This is a genomic window from Rossellomorea sp. GQ25, from assembly GCF_059758515.1.
This window is the reverse complement of record NZ_JCAXEQ010000001.1, coordinates 73,506-93,700: the sequence shown is the minus strand read 5'-3', so window position 1 is coordinate 93,700 and position 20,195 is coordinate 73,506. Positions and strand designations below refer to the sequence as shown.

Genomic DNA, 20,195 nt, shown 5'->3' with positions numbered 1-20,195 from the left:
GGATCCCTGACACTCCTATAAATTGGCTAGCTTGTAGCAACCATCACATTAGAACCTACTAAATATCTTCTAAGCACCTTCAACTCTAAGTCATCCACAAGGGAAAGCGTTTCATGGGCAACGTTATTCCAACGAGCTTCCTCTACCGAAACGGATAAGGGCACACCGCAGTGAATCTCAGCTAACTTTCTTGAAACATGAAGCATGTCCAGGTCGGCTTCAATCTTTTTCCGTTGAGATGGGGTTAACTCGTGCAGGTTATCGAGAATACCTGAGATATCCTTATATTGTTGAATCAATTTTAGTGCCGTTTTCTCTCCGATCCCTTTTACCCCGGGATATCCATCACTTGTATCACCCATTAATGCTTTCACATCAATAAACTGCTGAGGAGTAATTCCTCTCTCTTCCACAAATATCTCTTTCGTATAGGTTTGATAGTTACCAAAACCTTTTTTCAGGAGCATAATATCAATATTGTCGTCCAAAAGCTGCAGGAGATCCTGGTCACCGCTCAGAACGGATACTTTGCGATCGGTTTGATGAATTCTGGCAAGAGTCCCAATACAGTCATCTGCTTCATAACCAACTACTCCGACATTCGAAAGATTGAATCCTTCTGCCACCTCTTTTGCAAGATCAAATTGTGGAATCAGTTCAACAGGTGGTGCATTTCGATTCGATTTGTAGTCATTGAATACTTCATTACGGAATGTCTGACTCCCCATATCCCAGCATACTATGATATGTGTCGGCTTTACATGATCCGCTGCCATCAGTAAATGCTTCATAAACCCCTGAACTCCATTAGTGGGAAGTCCTTTTGAGTTCATCATGAATTGACCCGTTACAGCAGTTGCAAAAAAAGATCGAAATAATAGCGCCATACCATCTATAAGTAATAAATGCTCATTTTTATTATTCAATTCATACACTCCTCATCGCTCATTCTCGTTTTAGTCACTTTATAAAGTATAACATATACGAATAAATAGCTAATTGGAAAAGTGATGAACCTTTTCCAATTAGCTATTCGCCATTATTCCTTCTCCACCTTGTGATTCTCATAGGACACCCAATCACTGTAGCTTCCAACATAAAGTTTCACATGATTGAATCCTGCTTCCTTAAGAGCAATGAAATTCGGAGTCGCTGTAACACCGGAACCGCAATAGACAATCACTGGTTCATCTTTATTAAGATGAGCGAATCGATCATCCCGTTCTTCTCCTTGAATAAAATATCCCTCCTTCACACCATCTGTCCATGGAAAGTTGGTGGCACTTGGAATATGACCTGGAATGCGGTCTATCGGTTCTTCTTGGCCTAAGTATCTTTCTCTGCTACGGGAATCGATTAAAGGGATGTCTCGATCCCCATTTGCAATACTCTTCACCTCATCCAGAGAAGCCACAATCGTTTCATTAAAGTTTGGACGATAGCTTTTTATAGGATACACAGGTACGGTCGATTCTGTTTTCCCTCCTGCCTTCTTCCAAGCTGCAAAGCCACCATTTAAGATATATACCTTTTCATGTCCGATGTATTGGAACAACCACCAGCATCGGCCAGCGAAGGCACCTTCCTTTTCATCATAAATGACAACCGTTGTATCATTATCAATACCGACGTCCTCAACCTTGCGCAAAAAGTTCTTCATATTCGGAAGGGGATGGCGTCCCCCATGCTTTTTTACATATCCTGATAAATCCTTTTCCAAATCGAAAAATACGGCTCCTGGAATATGACTCTCTTTGTACCTCTCCCGCCCCTCTGCCGGGTTTTCCAGAGAAAAACGACAATCAATGATTCTTAGATTCTCATCATGAATATGCTCACTTAGCCAATCCGTATCGATCATTGTCTTCATGATATTATCCCCCTCTTCTTCATTAATGTCAGTACTTCCTCCTTAGGTTCCCAGCAAGAGAATTGATAAGTGGTTTTGGTTTCATAGCCCAGTCGGGAACAGAAATAGGAGGTCTTCTGATCCACTTTGACTCCTCGAATGTGAATACATGTAGCACAGCAATGATAAGGATTCGCCACGATTGCCCTCCTTCTTTTCTTTAAGCTTGCATTTGTTCGAGTTGCTCCAAATCATACATTAGCTTGTTCAGGTCCTGAACGGTCTCTAATGCCTCTATATTGGAATTGATCTGCTCCATCACCTGAATCAACATTTCTTCTTTAAGCGTGTCAAACTCTCTATCTAAATACGAAGCACCCCAATTTTCCAGCCGTTTCTGTTCCTGTTCTAAATAGCTGTCTGCAGGCTCTTGAAGTAATGCTTCCAATTTTTCCTGAACAATCTTTTTTCCGCCTTGTTCAAAGAAATGCTTTGGATTCTTAAATGAAGAAAAGGCTTCTTCGAATAGTTGCAGCTCTGTTTGTTTAAATGCGTTCTCAAATTCAATGGTGCTTTCGTTTTTGTAGTCATGTGGAGATATTACAAGGTCTTTCTCCACCTGTTGAATCAATTCTTCAAGGATCATCCATTGCTCACAGAGTTGTTTTTGAATGAATTGTTGTATGCGAAGAGAGGTGGCCCTCATTTCCTGAGCTAGATCAAATCCTGTACTCAACAGAAATTCCTTTAACCCTTCCCTTATCGCATGGGATTGGTTGGAGTATTGCAGAAATAATCCTGAGTGAAAGGCTTCTTTATAAAAATCGGATACCCGGAAAAACACCCTTTGCTTCACATAATAGACAAGTTCCTTCGATTCTTGCTGCATTTCGACTTCAAGTGGGTGTACGGATTTGGTATTGATAAGTGAGCGAACCTCTCCCTTCGCATCATTCAGCTCCTTCTTGCGTACTTCCTTAAACGCTTTATCACTTGAGGCCGTAAGAATATATTGGTTAAACCGTTGCAGGCCTCTACCCCACTCACTGAGAGCGGACTCAATACTCATGCTCACTAATTCATTCTGTATAAATGTTTTGAATTCCTTCTTAAATAGGTCCATTCCTGACTTATCAGAATCTGATTCTCTAAGAGCTTGGAGAGAAGATACCCCAAAGATCCTCGGAAAACGGATTCCATATTGAATCAGCTGGGTCTCCACATAGTCGATCACTTCATTTTTTTCTTCCTCGTCTCTTGCAAGATCGATGGCGTTGACGACAAAGAACATTTTATCTAATTCAAACGTGTCCTTCACCCGGCCCAATTGAATGAGGAATTCACGGTCTGCCTTGGCAAATGCATGGTTGTAATAGGTCACAAATAGTATCGCATCGGCATTTTTAATATATTCAAATGCTACTCCCGTATGTCGTGCGTTAATCGAATCTGCTCCTGGTGTATCGACGAGTGTAATTCCCTGCCTTGTAATATCACAATCGAAATAGAGATCGATGGACTCCACAAAACAAGCTTGAGCTTCATCCGCTACAAATCCTCTATACTCTTCAAGATTGGCCTTTTTTGTCTTTCCAAGACTTCCTTTAAAGGCAGAATAACCATTATAAAAAGCCTGCAGGAATGAAAGGTGTACATTTTCCTTACCGCTGCCTTCACTCGTTAAAGCAGGGACAACCTCCATTGCTTCATCAAGTGTTGAAACACTGCGATTGAAATAGGATAGAGAATGAACAATGTCTTGAAATAGCTGGTCGTACGTCTTGATTTGGACATGAGCGGTCTCATGCTCACCACTTTCTGATACCGGATTGATTCGATTGATGGAGGCCGTTGTCGGATTCGGACTCACCGGGAGTATTTTCTTCCCTAATAGTGCATTGGCAAATGATGATTTTCCCGCACTAAACGCACCGAATAATGCGATTGTAAAGGATTGATTGGACAGTCGCTCTTTCTTTCCTTCTAATAAATCTGCCGTCCTTCTGAACCCTTTGTATCTCCTGAACACACTGGTCATCGTTTCTAAACGTTCGATAACCTCTTCAATAGAAGCTTGTTGTTCTTGGCGTGGCTTCGGCGAAATCTCTTCCCTGGCTCGTATTGTTTTCTCTTTCTGAGCCAACTCCATGTCAGGAGCAGTAATATACTCTTCCGCTATTGCTTTCCATTTCACTATCCATTGTTGGATAACAGAATCAGCCTGTCTTTGATCGACCTCTATACTCATTAATTTTCCGAGTTGAGTAATCTTCTCTTCATGTAATGTGTTCCATTGATAGATGAATGCTGTTTTCTTTTGGAGTTCTTTAAGATTTTCCTCTAAAGCTGAATTCTCTTCAGCAGAGGCGCTTTCCATTTCATTCAACGTTTCTGCAATCAAATCATTTGTATAGGTCCTAGCTATCCTCTTTAATTCCTCAGAAAGATCCTCACAGTATTGGAGAACGTAATCACTCGTTATACCTGCCCCCGTTTTGATCATATCGATGAGGAATTGTTCATCCACTTTAAGAGATAATTGATCCCACTTCAAGCGTTGGTCTGATGAAGGACTGTATTCTTTCACCATGTTTTTTCCCAGTGTCTTCAGATGCCATTCTAATTGAGATTCGATCCGGGTATTAATATCGTCTTTAAACTTCTGGATTCTGATCGCTTTTTCGTCTTCTGTTTTTTGTTTTGAAAATAAAAATCCTACTTTAAAGTCTGATTGTCTGCTTTCCAGAAAATCTTTCGCTAATTCTCTCGTTTCAAAGGGCATTAAATACGCATTTTTTAGGATTTCCCTTCTTTCTTCCTCAAAATGCTCTTTTATCGCTTTTACGTTCCCTTTGGCTAAAGTATCAATCAATCTTCTTTCAGTTTGCAGAAGGGAGTCTTTGTCATTCCATTCTTCAGGTGTCAGGATGTTTCTTCCTTTTTCCTCGATTTTCCCAAGCTCTTCCTCATACCACTTTTCATGCTCAGACCGCAATTGGGACATGGCCGATTCTGCAGAAGCTTCTATCAGTTCACTTTTCTTCTTCACCTGCTCTTCAATCAATGACTCTAATTTTTCCAGATCATTATGAGGATGATGTGGAGCTTTTAAACTTGTAAAAAACATTCCATTGGGTACGACACCCCAAGATGCAAACGAATTCTCTACACTTTCTTTAAAGTCGCTGAATGCCAATTCTTCTTCCTGGTGCTTATCAATCTGATTTACAATGAGATACAGCTTGACTCCATGACGGATCATTTCCTTTGTGAACTCGAAGTTCACCTGAGATTGAACATGGTTATAATCCATCACATAAAAGACGGCGTCAGCAAGATGAATGGCCGATTCCGTTGACAGTCTGTGGGCATCATCCGTACTGTCTACACCCGGGGTATCTAATATCGATACACCCTCCGGCATCTCACTTTTGCTTCGACCTATTTCTACAGAATATACTTCCTCACCGTTTTTACAGAAGTCCTTAATGGTGGAGAACTCATACGGTGCCTGAAAGTATAGGGGCTGGGAATGATGATAATGAATTTTTGCGAAATCCGTTGGTGCATGGTGCACCTTTACTAAATTTGCACTGGTAGGGATTGGACTAGACGGGAGGATTTCTTCTCCCATTAAGTGATTGATCATCGTTGACTTTCCTGCAGAGAAATGGCCGCAAAAGGCTAGAATCAATTCATGGTTGTGTAATTTCTCTGCTAACCTTTCTACCTTTGCAGCCCGCTCGTCGTCTCCGTTTTGAAGGAATCGATCGTGATAGGCTGTAAGTTGTTGCAGTGTATTATGTAATTGTGAATTTTTATGCTTTATCGGACTCATTGTACTAGTTCCTTTCTGTTTTCAGAAAAATGGTAACGATTTTATTTTATCGTATTTATCTCAATTTCTCTATGAAATCATATCAAGCAAAGGAAATAATGATAACGGTATCAGTATATGCAGATGGTTTATTGCGTGAAAAAACAAAAAAGCCCTCTTCCGGAGAAGAAGGCTATGTATCTATCGAGTTGTTTCGGTTGCAATCAGGTTTGAATGAACAAAAGTTTTTGAGTTTTTCTGGTATGAAGATATTTTCTTTTCTTGTGCTGAATCCTTCATCACATTTGATAAAACATACTTCATCATGAAACCATACACGATTACAGTAAACACGATCAGAAACCATACCATATCTGTCCCCACCCTTTTGTTAAGAAAACTTGAGAATAATTTTCATCTTCAATTAGAATCTTATCAAAAACGATAATCATTTTCAATAAGAAAATTATTTTTCTTTTTTGATTAATGGAATCCAGCCTTTTGTATGAAGGTGAATCCTATCATAATCGGTTTCAATTCGAAGGGCATTTTCCTCTTGGGGGATGCGGATAGAGAGAATGAATTGATTCAATAGTGCAAAGATAAAAAGGGTCCAATAAGCATTAAAGAGCAATGGCACAATGAAGAATTCCAATGTAACGATAAAATAATTAGGATGTTTCAAATATTTATAAGGACCTCTCGCGACCACTTCAGCGTTCGGAAGCACAATGATCTTTGTATTCCAATACTTCCCAAGGGAAGATATCACCCATATTCTTCCCAGCTGAGTTAGGATAAAACCAGTCAAAAGAAGCGGCCAATAGGTATTAACCCCTGTATGAAAGATCCCTCCTTCTATTAATAGGGAAACAAAAAACGATATATGGATAGCGACCATCATTTTATAATGGGACTGTCCATATTCTTTAGCTCCCTGTTCCTTCATCCACTTTTCATTTGATCTGGCGATGTACAATTCCACAAATCTCTGAATCAAGAGTACGAAAAAAAACAGGATAAAATAAAGCATCATTCCCACCTCATTAAAAGCTGTTCTGAACTGAATCCCGGACCTAAAGCTGTTCCTAATCCTATATCTCCCCGATCACAGCCTTTATTCATAAATTCCCTTAGGACATACAAGATGGTTACAGATGACATGTTCCCATATTCCTTCAACACCTTCATAGATTCAGATGTCATACTTTCATCCATCCCTAAAGCTTCTTGGTAGGCTTCAATGACTTTCCTGCCGCCTGGATGAGCTACGAAATGTTTAATGTCTTCAAGCCTGAGATCATTATCGTTGATGAATTCCTCCACATTCGGACGAAGCCAGTTCTTTACAAGTGTTGGAATATCCTTTGAAAACACCACATACAGACCATTATTCTTTACTTCCCATCCCATCACATCAAGGGTATTCCGGAGCAGTGTCGACCGAGTGGCAAATATGGTTGGCAGTGGATGTGTAATGTCTTTGAGCACTAAACTATCATCACCACATATAACGGCACAAGCCACCCCATCGGCAAATAAAGAGGTACCAATCAGGTTGCTCTTTGACCGATCTCCATGCTGAAAGGTGAGAGAACAAAGTTCAATGGAAAGTACGAGAACATTCGACTTAGGAAAAGCTAAACAGTACTCATAGGCACGGGACAATCCACTCGCTCCACCTGCACACCCCAATCCCCAAATTGGTATTCGTTTTACATGAGATGAGAATGGCAGATGATTCATAATTCTCGCTTCGAGACTTGGTGTCGCTATCCCTGAGGTTGATATCGTAATGATCGCATCAATATCTTCTAATGTAAGTTGATGTCGGGATAAGCTCTTCATCACAACTTTGCTGCCTAATTCAACTGCATGATGAATGAATTCATCATTCTTTTCTTGAAAGGTATGCTCCTTGGAGAACCAGTTGATGTCTTTTACGAAATACCGGCTGTCTATTTCACCATTTTCAAACACGGAGAGAAGACGTCCGATATCTTTGAAATTTTTGGAAAACAAGTGTTTCGCAAATTCCGCCGCTTCTTTTTGCGTAATTTTCACAGGGGGAATCTCGGTTTCGACTGAGAGAATTTTAGGCAAAAACTAATCACTCCTTACACTTCCATGTAAGGGTAGCTTTTCCATTCATCCACAAATCATGTATTGGTCCCGCTTACCATACCAACAGAGCGAATATTACCGATCCAAAAAGTTCATTATAATGAAAATAATACTAAAAATCATGCCTTTAGAACCAGGTATTATGGTATGATTACAGTGACAGAATAGTGGAGGAAACGACATGATTTTAACGAGAAGTGTCACAGATATTTTAAATAGTTCAATTGAAGCGATTAAAGGGGTGATTCCCCTATACATTGACGTTTTACAGCCCTCGTTATTGACTGAGCCCTTTAGTCAGCATAAAATCGGTGTACTCATTGGGATTACCGGAGATGTAAGGGGCAGAATGATTATAGATGGTGAAGAAGAGAGCTTTCAATCCCTGGGGGCTTCAATGTTCGGTATGCCATTAGAAGGAGGAATGCTTGAATCTTTTGCAGGTGAATTAGGAAATATGATTGCAGGCAACCTCGCTACTCTATTAGCTCAAGCCGGCCATACCCTGGACATCACTCCCCCTACCGTCATTGTTGGTCAATCAAAAATGTTCGGGTTCGAAAAAGCCCTCAAGCTGCCTATAATCATTGAGAATGTGGGAGATTTCTTAGTGATTCTTATGATTGAATAATTGCCCTGAAATAGATAAAAGGCTAACCTCAATTAAATTGGTTAGCCTTTTAGTGTTTAGAAACCTTGAATCGTCATTCCGCCGTCTACGAAAATGGTTTGACCAGTAAGATAATTCGAAGCATCCGAGGATAGGAAAACAGCCGGTCCCACAAGTTCTTCCAGTTCACCGATTCTTTTTAAAGGTGTTACGGCCAAAATATCGTTTACATATTCTTCATTTTGCAATAATTCTGCCGTTAATGGTGTTTTAAAATACCAAGGTCCGATACTATTTACATTGATATTGTATCTTCCCCATTCCATGGCTAAAACCTTCGTCATTTGAATCATGGCTGCTTTCGTTGAAGCGTACACAACACCCGTTCGTAAGGCAACATGGCCAGCGACAGACGCTATGTTAATGATCTTTCCCTGATTCTTATCCTTCATATGTTTACCGGCTTCCTGACTCATCATAAAAGCAGATTTTAAATTTGTATCCATGATGGTTTGCCATTCTTGATCCGTAACCTCAAGGGCAGTAGAACGGATATTCATTCCTGCGTTATTAATCAAAATATCAATGGAGCGATTTTGATCTTCTATGTAAGCAATCACTTTTCGAATTTCCTCCCGTGATGTTACATCTGTCGGGATGATATACGCCCTTCTCCCCAGCTTTTCTATTTCACTTGCTGTATCTTCTAAATCATTCCTCGTTCTTGATAGCAGGACAACATCGGCACCTGCTTCTGCTAAACCAATACTGAGAGCTCGTCCAATTCCACGGCCTGCCCCGGTGACGACAGCCAATTTATCACTTAATGAAAATGAAGGTAAATACATCCTCACACCACCCTACCCATTATTTGAATCTTCTATATATTAACACAGTCCCGTTGACTGCTAAAGGTATAGGCTTTAACGATGTTTCTTCTTGTTCTCCTGGTTTTGTATATGAATGTGGATTTTCGAATCTACATGTAGTTGACATTGAGGACAAACCGTTTTCTCGGAATAGATCTGACAGCAATGCTTACAATAATATTTTTCCACGAAATATCCTTCCCCTCTTTAATTTCATTCCTACAATCTATGCCTATCGTTCCGACAATTGAACCGGTTGAAAGACCTATTTCTTCCTGACTTCACATTTATTTCACAATATGTCAAGTAACCTGTGACATTTATCACAGATTCATAACGGTTTACACCTTTATGATAGTGATATCAAAATCAATCATCCAATAGATGGAAGGAATGAGATATATGTTGAAACCGGAATTGCATCAAAAAACAGAGGTTAAGGTCGAAGAGTCTACTTTATTAAAAGGTACATTTACTTCGGTTCTATTTTTAGGCGGGTTTTTAGTGCTTACATGGCTAGGGGTATTCATACTATTTTTAAATCGTTTTTAATATTGAAGGAGTGGTTTACATGCACATGCATCGTTATGAAAAATGGTGGTTAATGTTAGGAACAGGGTCTCTTATTTTATTTTTAATTATTTTAGGAATCAGTGCTTTTCACCAAGGACATCAACCTGCAAGCGCGAAAGCATACGTCAATCCCGAGCAAGTGGATCAGATAACGCCTTTTAACGAGCCTGGATTAAAGAAAGTGGAAGGAAAAGCTTGGAATTACGAGTTAGTGTTTGTGGCATCTGCGTTTCTCTAAACGCCTGGGGAAATTGAAATACCTAAAGGATCTACACTGAAAATCATTGCCACAACAAAAGATGTTGTCCACGGTTTTGAAGTCGCAGGGACAAATATTAATATGATGCTTGAACCCGGGTTCGTTAGTGAATATACAACAACCCTGGATAAAACAGGGGAATTTCTCGTTGTCTGCAATGAATATTGTGGTGTAGGCCATCACACAATGAAATCTATGATTAAGGTGGTGGACTAAAATGAAACGATTTGTAAGGATTGATAAAAAAGATGCTACATTGGCGTTGGCACATATTTATGTAGGTTTTATTGCTTTGGCTCTAGGTGGATTGGCAGGATTATTATAAGTGTTGGTAAGGTCAGGGAAGTTCATATTGCCTGCAAGGATCGGCTATTACCAGGTGTTAACAGTTCACGGTGTATTACTGGGATTGGTATTAACCACTTTCTTTATCCTGGGATTCCAGCATGCTGCCATTTCCCGAACATCCGGTACCTATTCCAGGAAATCCCGATTGTTTGGCTGGTTAGGATTCTGGGTCATGCTTATCGGCACAATCATGGCTGCTGTTATGATTCTATTAAATGAAGCCACTGTACTTTATACTTTCTATGCTCCATTACAGGCACACTGGATATTTTACTTAGGGTTGACCTTCGTCGTTGTTGGAAGCTGGTTAGGTGGGGCCGGCATGATCATCAAATATGTAAGCTGGCGAAAAGAAACCCCCGGTCAACCAAGCCCTCTGTTAACATTCATGGCCATCATCAATATCGTCTTATGGATTGTCGCCACCATTGGTGTGGCAGGAACGGTTTTATTCCAGCTCCTTCCCTGGTCTCTTGGTCTCGTTGATCGGGTAGATGTACTCGTTAGCAGAACATTATTCTGGTATTTCGGTCATCCCCTTGTATATTTTTGGCTGCTCCCTGCCTATATGGCATGGTATGTCATTATCCCAAAAATCATTGGCGGAAAAATCTTTTCCGATTCATTAGCCAGACTTTCCTTTATATTGTTCCTCCTATTCTCTATTCCTGTAGGTTTTCATCACCAATTAGTGGAACCGGGAATTGACGCGTATTGGAAGTTTTTACAGGTTGTTCTTACTTTTATGGTTGTCATACCTTCCTTGATGACTGCATTTTCTCTGTTCGCAAGTTTTGAAATGTACGGCAGATCCAAAGGAGCTACCGGATTGTTTGGATGGTTTAAGAAGTTACCATGGGGAGATGCACGCTTTACAGTGCCATTTATCGGCATGGTTGCCTTTATCCCAGCCGGAGCAGGTGGGTTAATCAATGCATCGAACCAGATGCACCAGGTTGTTCATAACACCATCTGGGTTACCGGTCACTTTCACTTAACCTTGGCCACTTCTGTTGTCTTGACGTTCTTCGGTATATCCTATCGGCTCGTGCCTCATTTAACAGGACGCGTCTTGACGAAAGCAATGAACAAACTGGCGATCGTTCAAGCCATTGTGTGGTCTGTAGGAATGGGTATCATGTCAGGTGCCATGCATGCAGTCGGCTTACTCGGCGCTCCAAGAAGATCCTCTTTTTCAACTTATGGGGACGCACCGCAAGCCCTTGAATGGATTCCGTATCAAGTCGCACAGGCCATCGGGGGAACCATCCTCTTTATCGGGATCATTCTGGTTCTATACATCTTTATCAATCTGGCATTCTTCGCACCTAAAGGAGACGAAGAGTTCCCAATCGGTGAAAAAGCCGAAGCAGCTGAGAAAACACCTATGGCTCTTGAAAACTGGAGGATTTGGTTAACCATCTTAGCAACTCTCATTCTTGTTGCCTACACCGTTCCGTTCATCGACATGATTCAAAACACGCCACCTGCCTCTAAAGGATATCGTTTGTGGTGATAAGAAAAGCGGAGGCGGCTTGATCAGGCCCGGCTCATCACTATAATCATATCCATAGAAAAGAGGCTGCCCCAAGCAGCCTCTTTTCTATTTCTCTTTAATTGGAACAAACAACTCCAATTTCCGCTTGTCATCCGTTTCGTTGATTTCCCTGTCCTGCGATAAAAATTTCTCGACACTCAGTCTGGAGTAGTCTTTTTCATAGCCATTTTCCTTAATCCAGTTAAAGATCGAAAAGTAGGCTTGCTCTACTTCCGTTGACAGCCCTTCATAAAGAGCGTGAGCATAATCGCCGGCAGGGAGAGACAGTTCCACTAACCCCGGTGGAAGTTTTTCCACGCGATCAACCTCAACGGTACAATAATACGTAAAATCAGTCGCTCTGTCATGGAAAGGTGCGTATATGCATTCATCTCCATTGAAGTGGTGAATGGATGGGATCATCTGTTGAAACTTTGTGAATAGTCTCGGGATCTCAGACCCTCTTCCATACGGGCCTGTCCAGCCTATTCCAACAAGCAATTTATCCTCTAGTGATGCAACGTTAATTTCCATGATTTTGCCTCCAATGTATTGGTTAATTCAAGGAATATACCTTTGAATACTTCTCCGTTAAATACTCGGCCAAGTATTGGGCATTAAGCCCTTCTCCAGTCACTTCCCGGATGATTTCCAGCGGTTTTTTCATCTTGCCCCACTGATGAACGTTCGTCGTTAGCCATTCTCTGATGGGAGCAAGATTCCCCTCTTCTAACAGCTCTTCATAATGAGGAAGATCTTTTAACATGGCACGTTTAAACTGTGCAGCATACATATATCCTAATGCATATGACGGAAAGTAACCGAAGCTCCCACCAGCCCAATGAACATCTTGAAGAACACCTTCACCGTTATGAGAAGGGCGGATACCCAAGTACTCTTCATATTTCTGATTCCAGATTTCAGGAAGATCCTTCACGTCAATCTCATCATTAAATAATCCCTTTTCAATTTCATACCGAATGATGATATGTAACGCGTACGTTAATTCATCTGCTTCGATTCGGATTAACGACGGCTTCGATTCATTGATTGCCCGGTAAAAATCGTCCAGTTCAACGGAATCAAACTGTCCTGAAGAGTAATCCTTCAGTAATGAATAATTCTGCTTCCAGAAAGAATGATCTCTTCCTACAAAGTTTTCATAGAACAGAGATTGAGATTCATGGATCCCCATTGACGTTCCCGTACATAGTGGCGTACCAATCAAATTCTTAGAAATGTTCTGCTCATACAGAGCATGTCCACCTTCATGGATTGTCCCGAACACTGCCGTTCTCCAATCCTTCTCGTCATATTTAGTTGTTACCCTTACATCACCGGGGTTTAAACCAATCGCAAATGGATGGACCGTCTCATCCAATCTGCCGGAGTTAAAATCATACCCCATTTGCTCAAGGATCTTTAAGCTGAAATCCTTTTGCTTATCCTTTGGAAAGTGTTCAAAGAGGAAATCTGTATGTGGCTTATGTTCCGATTCGGAAATCTTATGTACAAGCGGGATAATTTGATCTCGAAGATCGCCAAATACCTTATCTAACACTTCAACCGTTACACCTGGCTCATACATATCCAGTAACGTATTATATTTATTATCTTCGTAGCCCCAATATTCAATAAAGCGTTTTGTGATGGCCACCAGCTTTTCTAAATAAGGGTGAAACATAGTGAAATCCGCTTTTTCTTTCGCTTCTTCCCATACTCCCTCAGCTTTCGATTGTAACACCACGTATTCCCTATACTCAGAAGCGGGAATTTTTTTATTCCGATCATACTCTTTTTGACACTCTTCTAAAAGATTTTGTGTCATGTTATCCAAATTGTCCATTTCTGGAGACAGTTTTGCTAGGTATGCAGCCATTTCATTGGAGGTCGACATTTCAAAAAGCTCAGATGAAAGCATTCCGATGACTTCAGATCGTTGTTCAACGCCATTTTTCGGAGCACCTGTCCGTAAATCCCAGAACATCAAACCAAGCGCTTCGTTGTACGCAGACATTTTCTTTACATAATCATGGAAACGATCTTTTGTTTCTATTACTGATTCTTTCATTCTAAAAAAGCCCCCTTTTTTTAACATTCAATCTATTTTATCATATTTTTCTGGCAACTTGGGTTAGAATGATTGATAGCGAGCTCTTTGGAGACGTCATAGTAGTCGAAGTGGAGATCTAGAAGGTTTTAGAATATGAATGGTGGCTATCTTCTGCCTTTTACGTGTCAAGAGGGCCATTTATTATCGACTATTTCTCCACCTACAAACCCACAAAAAAACCGCCCAATTCAGGCGGCTTTTACAACACTTTATGAATTCAATACTTCAATTCCTACTGGTAATACAGATTCTACCAACTGTTTATAAGCTGCTTCATGACCATTCACCAAGACATGAATGCTTCCTTTGTCCTCGCTCGTTCTAATGAGACGGCCAATTCCCTGTCTAAGTCGAAGGAGCATGTAGGGAATATCCACTTCTTCCACTGAGTTTTCAGCATGATTTCGTTTCGCATCAAACACAGGATCCTTAGGAGGGAATGGGAGTGAGAAGATAATGACTTGGGAAAGTGACTCCCCAGGCACGTCCAATCCTTCCCATAAATGATAGGAGCAAAGAACTGTAAAGGTTTCCTGCTGGAACTGCTGTACCGTTTCACTAATCTCTCTGTCTCCTTCATAAATCACGTTCCAGTCCTGTTTTCCCTGCTGCTGTTGAAATTGTCTAAAAACATTCATTTCTTCCTTAGTGGAGAAGAGAATCAACGACTTCCCTTGATTTTTCTTCAACATGTCAAAAGCATACTGATTTTTAGAATCCCTACCTTCTTCTAATGAAGGAAGAAAAGCTTTCATCATGTCTTCGTATTCATAAGGAGACTCTACCGAGAACTTTTCATATTTTTCAATCCCCAGCGAGTGAGAAACATAAGAGAAGTCTCCATTATAGGAAAGGGTGGCAGAAGAAAAAATAAATGGGATATTTTGAGAAAAAACTTGATCTCTCAAAATTTCTTCCACCAATCTTGGCATCACAACAAAGGTATGCTCTTCTTCTGACGTTTCCAACCAATAGATTCCTTTTTCATCGTCTATGAATAGTTTCAAAGAAAACTGGATCTGCTCAAGATACTCTTCCACTACCTTTAGTAAATAATCATCCATGACATACATTTCAGATTCAAAGACGAGCTCATTTAAAAGATTTTCAATTTTCTCCGTTAGTGCTCTTCCTTGCTGTAATATTGCTTCAGAACGGGAAATGTATTGTCTCTCAGAACCAGTCTCTCCTTTGGATTCTTTCTCCAGGAGCTCGAACCACTTTTCATTATCCAACATAATATCTTCAATGACATACAAAGTTTCTTCCCTCATATCAGACGCTGAAAGTTTCTCCAGTAAGCTTTCAAGGGTCTCCATTCTCATGCGGTAAGTCATCGCTTTTTGAGAAGCAAATTCCAATAAGTGACCTTCGTCAAATACAACGGAGCTCGCTTCCGGCAGAAGTGGCAGTTGCCCTTCCCGTTTGCGGGAGTCTTTCGTCCAAATATGTTCCATATAAAAATCATGGGAACAAATGATTAAGTCTGCTGCCCCCCGGTAATGTTCACGATGAAGTGTAAGACCACAGCGATGGCGATAAGTACAAGACATACAGTCCTGAAGAGAATCCCAGCCGACTTGATTCCATTCTTCATCAGATAGATGAGCATATTCTTTTCTATCCCCATAATGACTAAAGCTTCTCATGGAAGAATTGTCGTGTACAAAACCCGGTAATTCCTCCCATATGTCCTGGTAACCCTCGTTTTGGGGAATATTTTCTTCAAGTTTTTTTATACATAGATATTGTTCTCTGGACTTTGCCAATCGAACATCTATATCAAGATCCAGTGCCTTCTCAAGCTTCTGGATGTCCCCTTCTTTTTTCACAATCTGCTCGATGAGCGTTTCATCCGCACACGCAATGATTGCCGGTTTGCCAGTGTATCTGGCATACGATAACGCATATAAAAGGTACACAAGGGTTTTTCCCGTACCGACACCTGCTTCTGCAAACATAACCTGCTTATTTTTATAGGCTTGATTCAGCTGAAAGGCCATAAATACCTGTTCATCCCGTAAATCAAATCCCTTTTCAGGCAATAGATCATAAAACACGTCACCGACCCAATCGGATAATGCTTCATAAAATGATTGCTCCTTGGTTAATTCAAATGGTAATTTTCTTCTCATGAGGACCTCCTGCGTTACACAATATTTCTAATTTACTAGAATTCTTTCTTATTGAAAAGGGATAACCGTAATTTATTTAATTGATGGCTTTAACAAAAGAAAAGAGACGCTCCATACAAGGGTAGATCTACCACTTGTATGGATGTCCCTAGTCTCCTGAGAATGCACTCAGTCGTATATTCTCTTTTTCCTTAACAATTCATATTGAAAAGCCTGATCAAGGTTTTTCGTTGCTTCATCCAAGCCTGCTTGGATGGCTGCTCCTTCTTCTCCTGATATGGAAGAAATAGAGCTTTGTAATGCCTGATAGATTTTGTGGTAATCGATGAAGGAATGGTCCATCCTCTTTCACTCCTCTAAAAATGATAGATCTATTATACGCAGGAAGTGAAAGGGATATTCTGAACTTCTTTTCTTTTTTTCATGAACTTGAAATGATTACCCTTTTCTCGGAGGACGTGGGCCAAAGTATTGATAATAATCTGTTCGAATAAATCCGTTAAACAATTTACGTTTTTTTGTAGCTTGTTTACCGTAGCATTGTTCAAAGTTTTCATGTGAAGTCATTATGTAAACAGACCAAGTATCCAGCTTTTCGAAAGCTTTCCCCATTTCCTGGTACATTCTCTCCACTTCTTTTCTTTCTCCTAAACGCTCACCATAAGGAGGGTTACCGACTATGATGCCATATTCCAGATCTGAAGTGAAGTCTCTTACTTGCATTTGTTTAAATTTCACCAAGTCTCCTAGACCTGCTTCCATTGCATTCTCTTTGGAGACTTCAATCATTCGGTGATCGATGTCCGTTCCCAGTATTTCAAGAGGCTGATCGTAGTTAGCCAAATCTTCTGCTTCCATACGCGTTTTCTCCCAGACCTCAGCAGGCATCATTGGCCAGTTCTCTGACAAAAACTCACGATTGAATCCTGGTGCAATATTTTGACCGATCAAGGCCGCTTCAATCGGAATGGTACCAGAGCCGCAAAACGGATCTACAAAAGGACGGTCAGGATTCCATGTCGTTAATTGGATCAGGGCCGCTGCAAGGGTTTCCTTTAAAGGAGCCTCACCTTGTCCAATTCGATATCCCCTCTTATGAAGGCCTTGTCCACTGGTATCCAGGGTAATGCTTGCAACATCTTTATGGATCGCCACCTCAATTTTAAACAAGGGACCTGTTTCGTCAAGCCACGATGTACGTTTGTATGCGGTACGTAACCGTTCAACGATTGCTTTTTTTACAATCGCCTGGCAATCAGGTACACTGTATAACTTTGATTTGACGGATTTCCCCTGAACAGGAAATTCTGCGTCTACAGGAAGGAAGTTTTCCCACGGGAGTTTCTTTGTATTTTCAAATAGTTCATCAAAGGAGTACGCTTTAAAGTCTCCAACGAGTATCTTAATCCTGTCAGCGGTTCTTAGCCACATGTTGGCTCGCGCAATAGCCGTTTCATCCCCTTTGAAGATGACTTTCCCGTTATCCACCTGACACTCGTAGCCCAATTCTTTCACTTCTTTTGCAACAATAGCTTCTAAGCCCATCGCTGCCGTTGCAATTAATGTATATGTACTCATATTGTCACCCCGTTAATAAGTATCTTTATATCAATAGTATAGTCTTGTTTCCTTAAATATAAAAAGGACTGATACAAAAGAGCAGTGTACTACCTGCATGTATCAGTCACTTGCATGATTTAATCCTTATTGCTCTTATCCCGTAATAGTGTTCTGTAAGCCATGTTTTGTTCCGTTGTACTACAAACGACTCTTCGTCTCGTACTCGGGTGGTAATCATCTATCTACAAAGGAAGCTCCTTTGTCCCTCTCTTCGTTCGTTTCCTCTGAGAGGATTCCCCTACCTAATTTTGGGTTTCTCGCTCGTGGGGTTTACCTCGTTCCACTCCTGCCATTTCTAACAGGACTTCGTCACTGTGGCACTTTCAAGGTAGTCACACCATATCCAAAGGACTTAGGTGTTTTCCCTGCCGTCAACTCAAATTGAGCTGCCCTAGCTTATGAATTGGCTAGGCACGATCACTACGTGCATCTCAGCACCGTGCGAGCATGGACTTTCCTCTACAACTTAACGTTGCAGCGATTACCCGAACACCATTAAGGATCAGCAATAACTAATTATACTGTAGTTCTTCCAAGTATTCAACTGGAAATATTAGTCATACAATTTGTTTCCAAATACGTGTTTCTCTAAATTGGACAAGCGCTTAAGAATATCGAAATTCGTTGTGCCTGTCTGTTGAGCTGGAGCAGCGGAGCGTTGCTTACTTGCTCCCTCTACTTGTTTCTTCAATCGCAGGTTCTCTTGTTGCAGATCTTCTATTTCTTGATGGAAGGTTTCATAATCTTTAATTATTAAATCTAAAAATTTATCTACGTCTTCTGGTTTATATCCCCGCATGCCACTTTTGAATTCTTTTTCCAGGATATCCTTGGCGGTTAATTTCACTTTATCTGAGATCATTATTTTCACCTCTATATTTATCACTATCATTTTTTCAAATAACCATCAGTTTGTCAATTATAATTGTTATTCGGGACTATACAATTCCCGAAAGGTTAATGAGTGATATAACATCCTCTACTCATTTTTCCACTGCTCTTCTTCGACGACCCATTGCAGATCATGGAAGGTGATCGCCCTTATCTCAAAGGCAGGATCAGCATCTTTCTTCTTCTTCGCTTCATGATAGAAGTACTTGGGTGAGCCTTCTTTTTCTTCATCATACAGTATCACTAACGCTTGGCTTTTTTGCAAGAATAATTGATTTTTGTTTCGAAATTGCTGTGGACTCTTGTAAGGTTCTTTTGAGATTGACTCAACAAAATCCGCTTGAGAAAGAATGAGTTCATAGTACTCTTTATTTAGGTCGTTCCAATTTTCTTCTTGAGAGAGAAAAGGAGTTAATATAGCCAGTTTAAGATCAGGATAATCTTCCTGAAGCTCAAACACAACTTCTGCACCCCAAAGTTCAACCCCAAGCTGCCCACTAATGAGTACCCATTCTAACTCTGCATCCAAAAGAGAAACTAATTCTTTCTTTAGAGCCTGCTTTATGTAGTAAATTGCTTTGTCATCTTGCTTAAAAACTCCTAGTTCAAAGGATTTATATCCGGTTATGCACGCAACATTACTCAAATGCAAAACTCCTTCATTAAACTTTCAGGACAGACAAGTTCTCTTTAAAGCTTAGTTTGCCCAAATCCTTTACACTCTATTGTAACATATTTTAGGGATTACGAGGTCAATATTCCATTACATCATATAATATTTACCATCCTAAAGAAGAGATGACTCTAATAGGCCTTAGTCACTTTAGCAGAGCGATACAGTGTATCACTCCGCAAATGAAACTAACCTCTTAGAGGCATCCCTCTGAAGTCTTCACTCAGAATATTATCGTCCCATACCAAAAGGTCCGAAAGGTGGTCTCGGACGCGGTCCGAATCCTGGGCCAAACCCCGGGCCTCCTGGGCCTCCTGGCCCACCTGGTCCACCTGGTCCACCGCCACAGTTAAAATGTTGGTGTGAAACACTGTCTACTTGTGATTGTGTTTGTGGGAAATAATGTTTATGTTGATACATAACATTATTTACATTGGTCGTGTGAGCAGGGTGAATGTGTGGCACCTCATAGGTGTTGCATGTCTGATTCACACAACATTTCGTCGGGTGCATGACTGCAGGAAGTACTTGATTAGGTCTTGGTCTTTTATACATAGAAACGCTCTCCTTTCATCTCTTAGTTGTTACACTAATAGCCTATGAAACGAAGAGGGTACATGTACTAATGCAAATACCTATTTTTAGGAAAACATTTTGCAGGCTTACATAAAGCTATATAAACTTTCCGGATAATTGGTAAAAACAAAAACTGTTAAACCAATGACGACAAAGAACAAAATTAAGATCGCTCGGTTCATTTTCATCATCCTATCTAAA

16 protein-coding genes, 1 other RNA gene and 2 pseudogenes are annotated in these 20,195 nt (G+C 40.6%); 3 read left to right on the top strand and 16 right to left on the bottom strand.

Annotated elements, in window-relative coordinates; all coding sequences use genetic code 11:
• Nucleotides 1-26: 26 nt before the first annotated feature.
• The 6 genes from AC6CIB_RS00480 to AC6CIB_RS00455 form a co-directional block, all read right to left on the bottom strand.
• The gene (locus AC6CIB_RS00480) at nucleotides 27-926 is read right to left on the bottom strand and encodes a 5'-3' exonuclease (protein WP_498277336.1); all 900 of its coding nucleotides are present in this window, start codon (nucleotides 924-926) and stop codon (nucleotides 27-29) included.
• A gap of 113 nt (nucleotides 927-1,039) precedes the next feature.
• Complete coding sequence (locus tag AC6CIB_RS00475) at nucleotides 1,040-1,870, bottom strand: sulfurtransferase (protein WP_498277334.1); 831 nt, start codon at nucleotides 1,868-1,870, stop codon at nucleotides 1,040-1,042.
• A gap of 199 nt (nucleotides 1,871-2,069) precedes the next feature.
• A complete protein-coding gene (locus AC6CIB_RS00470; protein ID WP_498277332.1) occupies nucleotides 2,070-5,687 on the bottom strand; it encodes a dynamin family protein in 3,618 nt (1,205 codons plus the stop codon).
• 180 nt (nucleotides 5,688-5,867) lie between these two features.
• Entirely contained in the window at nucleotides 5,868-6,038 is a 171-nt protein-coding gene (locus tag AC6CIB_RS00465; RefSeq protein ID WP_498277331.1) for a hypothetical protein, read from the bottom strand.
• Nucleotides 6,039-6,132: 94 nt separating this feature from the next.
• On the bottom strand, nucleotides 6,133-6,699 hold the full coding sequence (locus tag AC6CIB_RS00460) for an isoprenylcysteine carboxyl methyltransferase family protein (RefSeq protein WP_498277329.1): 567 nt from the start codon (nucleotides 6,697-6,699) through the stop codon (nucleotides 6,133-6,135).
• Complete coding sequence (locus tag AC6CIB_RS00455) at nucleotides 6,699-7,769, bottom strand: type III polyketide synthase (RefSeq protein ID WP_498277328.1); 1,071 nt, start codon at nucleotides 7,767-7,769, stop codon at nucleotides 6,699-6,701. The genes AC6CIB_RS00460 and AC6CIB_RS00455 overlap by 1 nt, the downstream gene beginning before the upstream one ends.
• Before the next feature lie 202 nt (nucleotides 7,770-7,971).
• Between AC6CIB_RS00455 and AC6CIB_RS00450 the strand changes: the two genes are divergently transcribed.
• On the top strand, nucleotides 7,972-8,421 hold the full coding sequence (locus AC6CIB_RS00450) for a chemotaxis protein CheX (RefSeq protein ID WP_498277327.1): 450 nt from the start codon (nucleotides 7,972-7,974) through the stop codon (nucleotides 8,419-8,421).
• A gap of 56 nt (nucleotides 8,422-8,477) precedes the next feature.
• On the opposite strand, the gene AC6CIB_RS00445 is transcribed toward AC6CIB_RS00450, so the two are convergent.
• Nucleotides 8,478-9,248 (bottom strand): SDR family NAD(P)-dependent oxidoreductase, encoded by a 771-nt coding sequence (locus tag AC6CIB_RS00445; protein WP_498277325.1) that lies wholly within the window; start codon nucleotides 9,246-9,248, stop codon nucleotides 8,478-8,480.
• Between the two features lie 592 nt (nucleotides 9,249-9,840).
• Between AC6CIB_RS00445 and AC6CIB_RS00440 the strand changes: the two are divergent.
• Both AC6CIB_RS00440 and AC6CIB_RS00435 read left to right on the top strand, forming a co-directional pair.
• Nucleotides 9,841-10,317 (top strand): annotated as a pseudogene (locus AC6CIB_RS00440) (cupredoxin domain-containing protein).
• Nucleotide 10,318: 1 nt separating this feature from the next.
• Nucleotides 10,319-11,965, top strand: a pseudogene (locus tag AC6CIB_RS00435) (b(o/a)3-type cytochrome-c oxidase subunit 1).
• Between the two features lie 87 nt (nucleotides 11,966-12,052).
• On the opposite strand, the gene AC6CIB_RS00430 reads toward AC6CIB_RS00435, so the two are convergent.
• The 9 genes from AC6CIB_RS00430 to AC6CIB_RS00390 all read right to left on the bottom strand — a co-directional run bounded on the left by AC6CIB_RS00430 (nucleotide 12,053) and on the right by AC6CIB_RS00390 (nucleotide 19,973).
• Nucleotides 12,053-12,520 carry a GyrI-like domain-containing protein gene (locus AC6CIB_RS00430; RefSeq protein ID WP_498277324.1) on the bottom strand — a complete coding sequence of 156 codons (468 nt, stop codon included), beginning with the start codon at nucleotides 12,518-12,520 and terminating at the stop codon, nucleotides 12,053-12,055.
• A 22-nt stretch (nucleotides 12,521-12,542) separates the two neighbouring features.
• The gene (locus AC6CIB_RS00425; protein WP_498277323.1) at nucleotides 12,543-14,057 is read right to left on the bottom strand and encodes a carboxypeptidase M32; all 1,515 of its coding nucleotides are present in this window, start codon (nucleotides 14,055-14,057) and stop codon (nucleotides 12,543-12,545) included.
• A 251-nt stretch (nucleotides 14,058-14,308) separates the two neighbouring features.
• Nucleotides 14,309-16,234, bottom strand: a complete 1,926-nt coding sequence (locus tag AC6CIB_RS00420; protein ID WP_498277322.1) for an ATP-dependent DNA helicase — start codon at nucleotides 16,232-16,234, stop codon at nucleotides 14,309-14,311.
• Nucleotides 16,235-16,402: 168 nt separating this feature from the next.
• Nucleotides 16,403-16,576 (bottom strand): hypothetical protein, encoded by a 174-nt coding sequence (locus tag AC6CIB_RS00415; protein ID WP_187443267.1) that lies wholly within the window; start codon nucleotides 16,574-16,576, stop codon nucleotides 16,403-16,405.
• 96 nt (nucleotides 16,577-16,672) lie between these two features.
• A complete protein-coding gene (locus AC6CIB_RS00410; protein ID WP_498277320.1) occupies nucleotides 16,673-17,812 on the bottom strand; it encodes a THUMP domain-containing class I SAM-dependent RNA methyltransferase in 1,140 nt (379 codons plus the stop codon).
• Nucleotides 17,813-17,963: 151 nt separating this feature from the next.
• Nucleotides 17,964-18,347, bottom strand: an RNA gene (gene rnpB, locus AC6CIB_RS00405) — RNase P RNA component class B.
• A gap of 60 nt (nucleotides 18,348-18,407) precedes the next feature.
• The gene (gene gpsB, locus AC6CIB_RS00400) at nucleotides 18,408-18,716 is read right to left on the bottom strand and encodes a cell division regulator GpsB (RefSeq protein WP_113970666.1); all 309 of its coding nucleotides are present in this window, start codon (nucleotides 18,714-18,716) and stop codon (nucleotides 18,408-18,410) included.
• Between the two features lie 117 nt (nucleotides 18,717-18,833).
• Nucleotides 18,834-19,391, bottom strand: coding sequence for an SLOG family protein (locus AC6CIB_RS00395; protein WP_498277319.1), 558 nt, complete (start codon nucleotides 19,389-19,391; stop codon nucleotides 18,834-18,836).
• 258 nt (nucleotides 19,392-19,649) lie between these two features.
• Nucleotides 19,650-19,973 (bottom strand): CotD family spore coat protein, encoded by a 324-nt coding sequence (locus tag AC6CIB_RS00390; RefSeq protein WP_498277318.1) that lies wholly within the window; start codon nucleotides 19,971-19,973, stop codon nucleotides 19,650-19,652.
• Nucleotides 19,974-20,195: the final 222 nt, after the last annotated feature.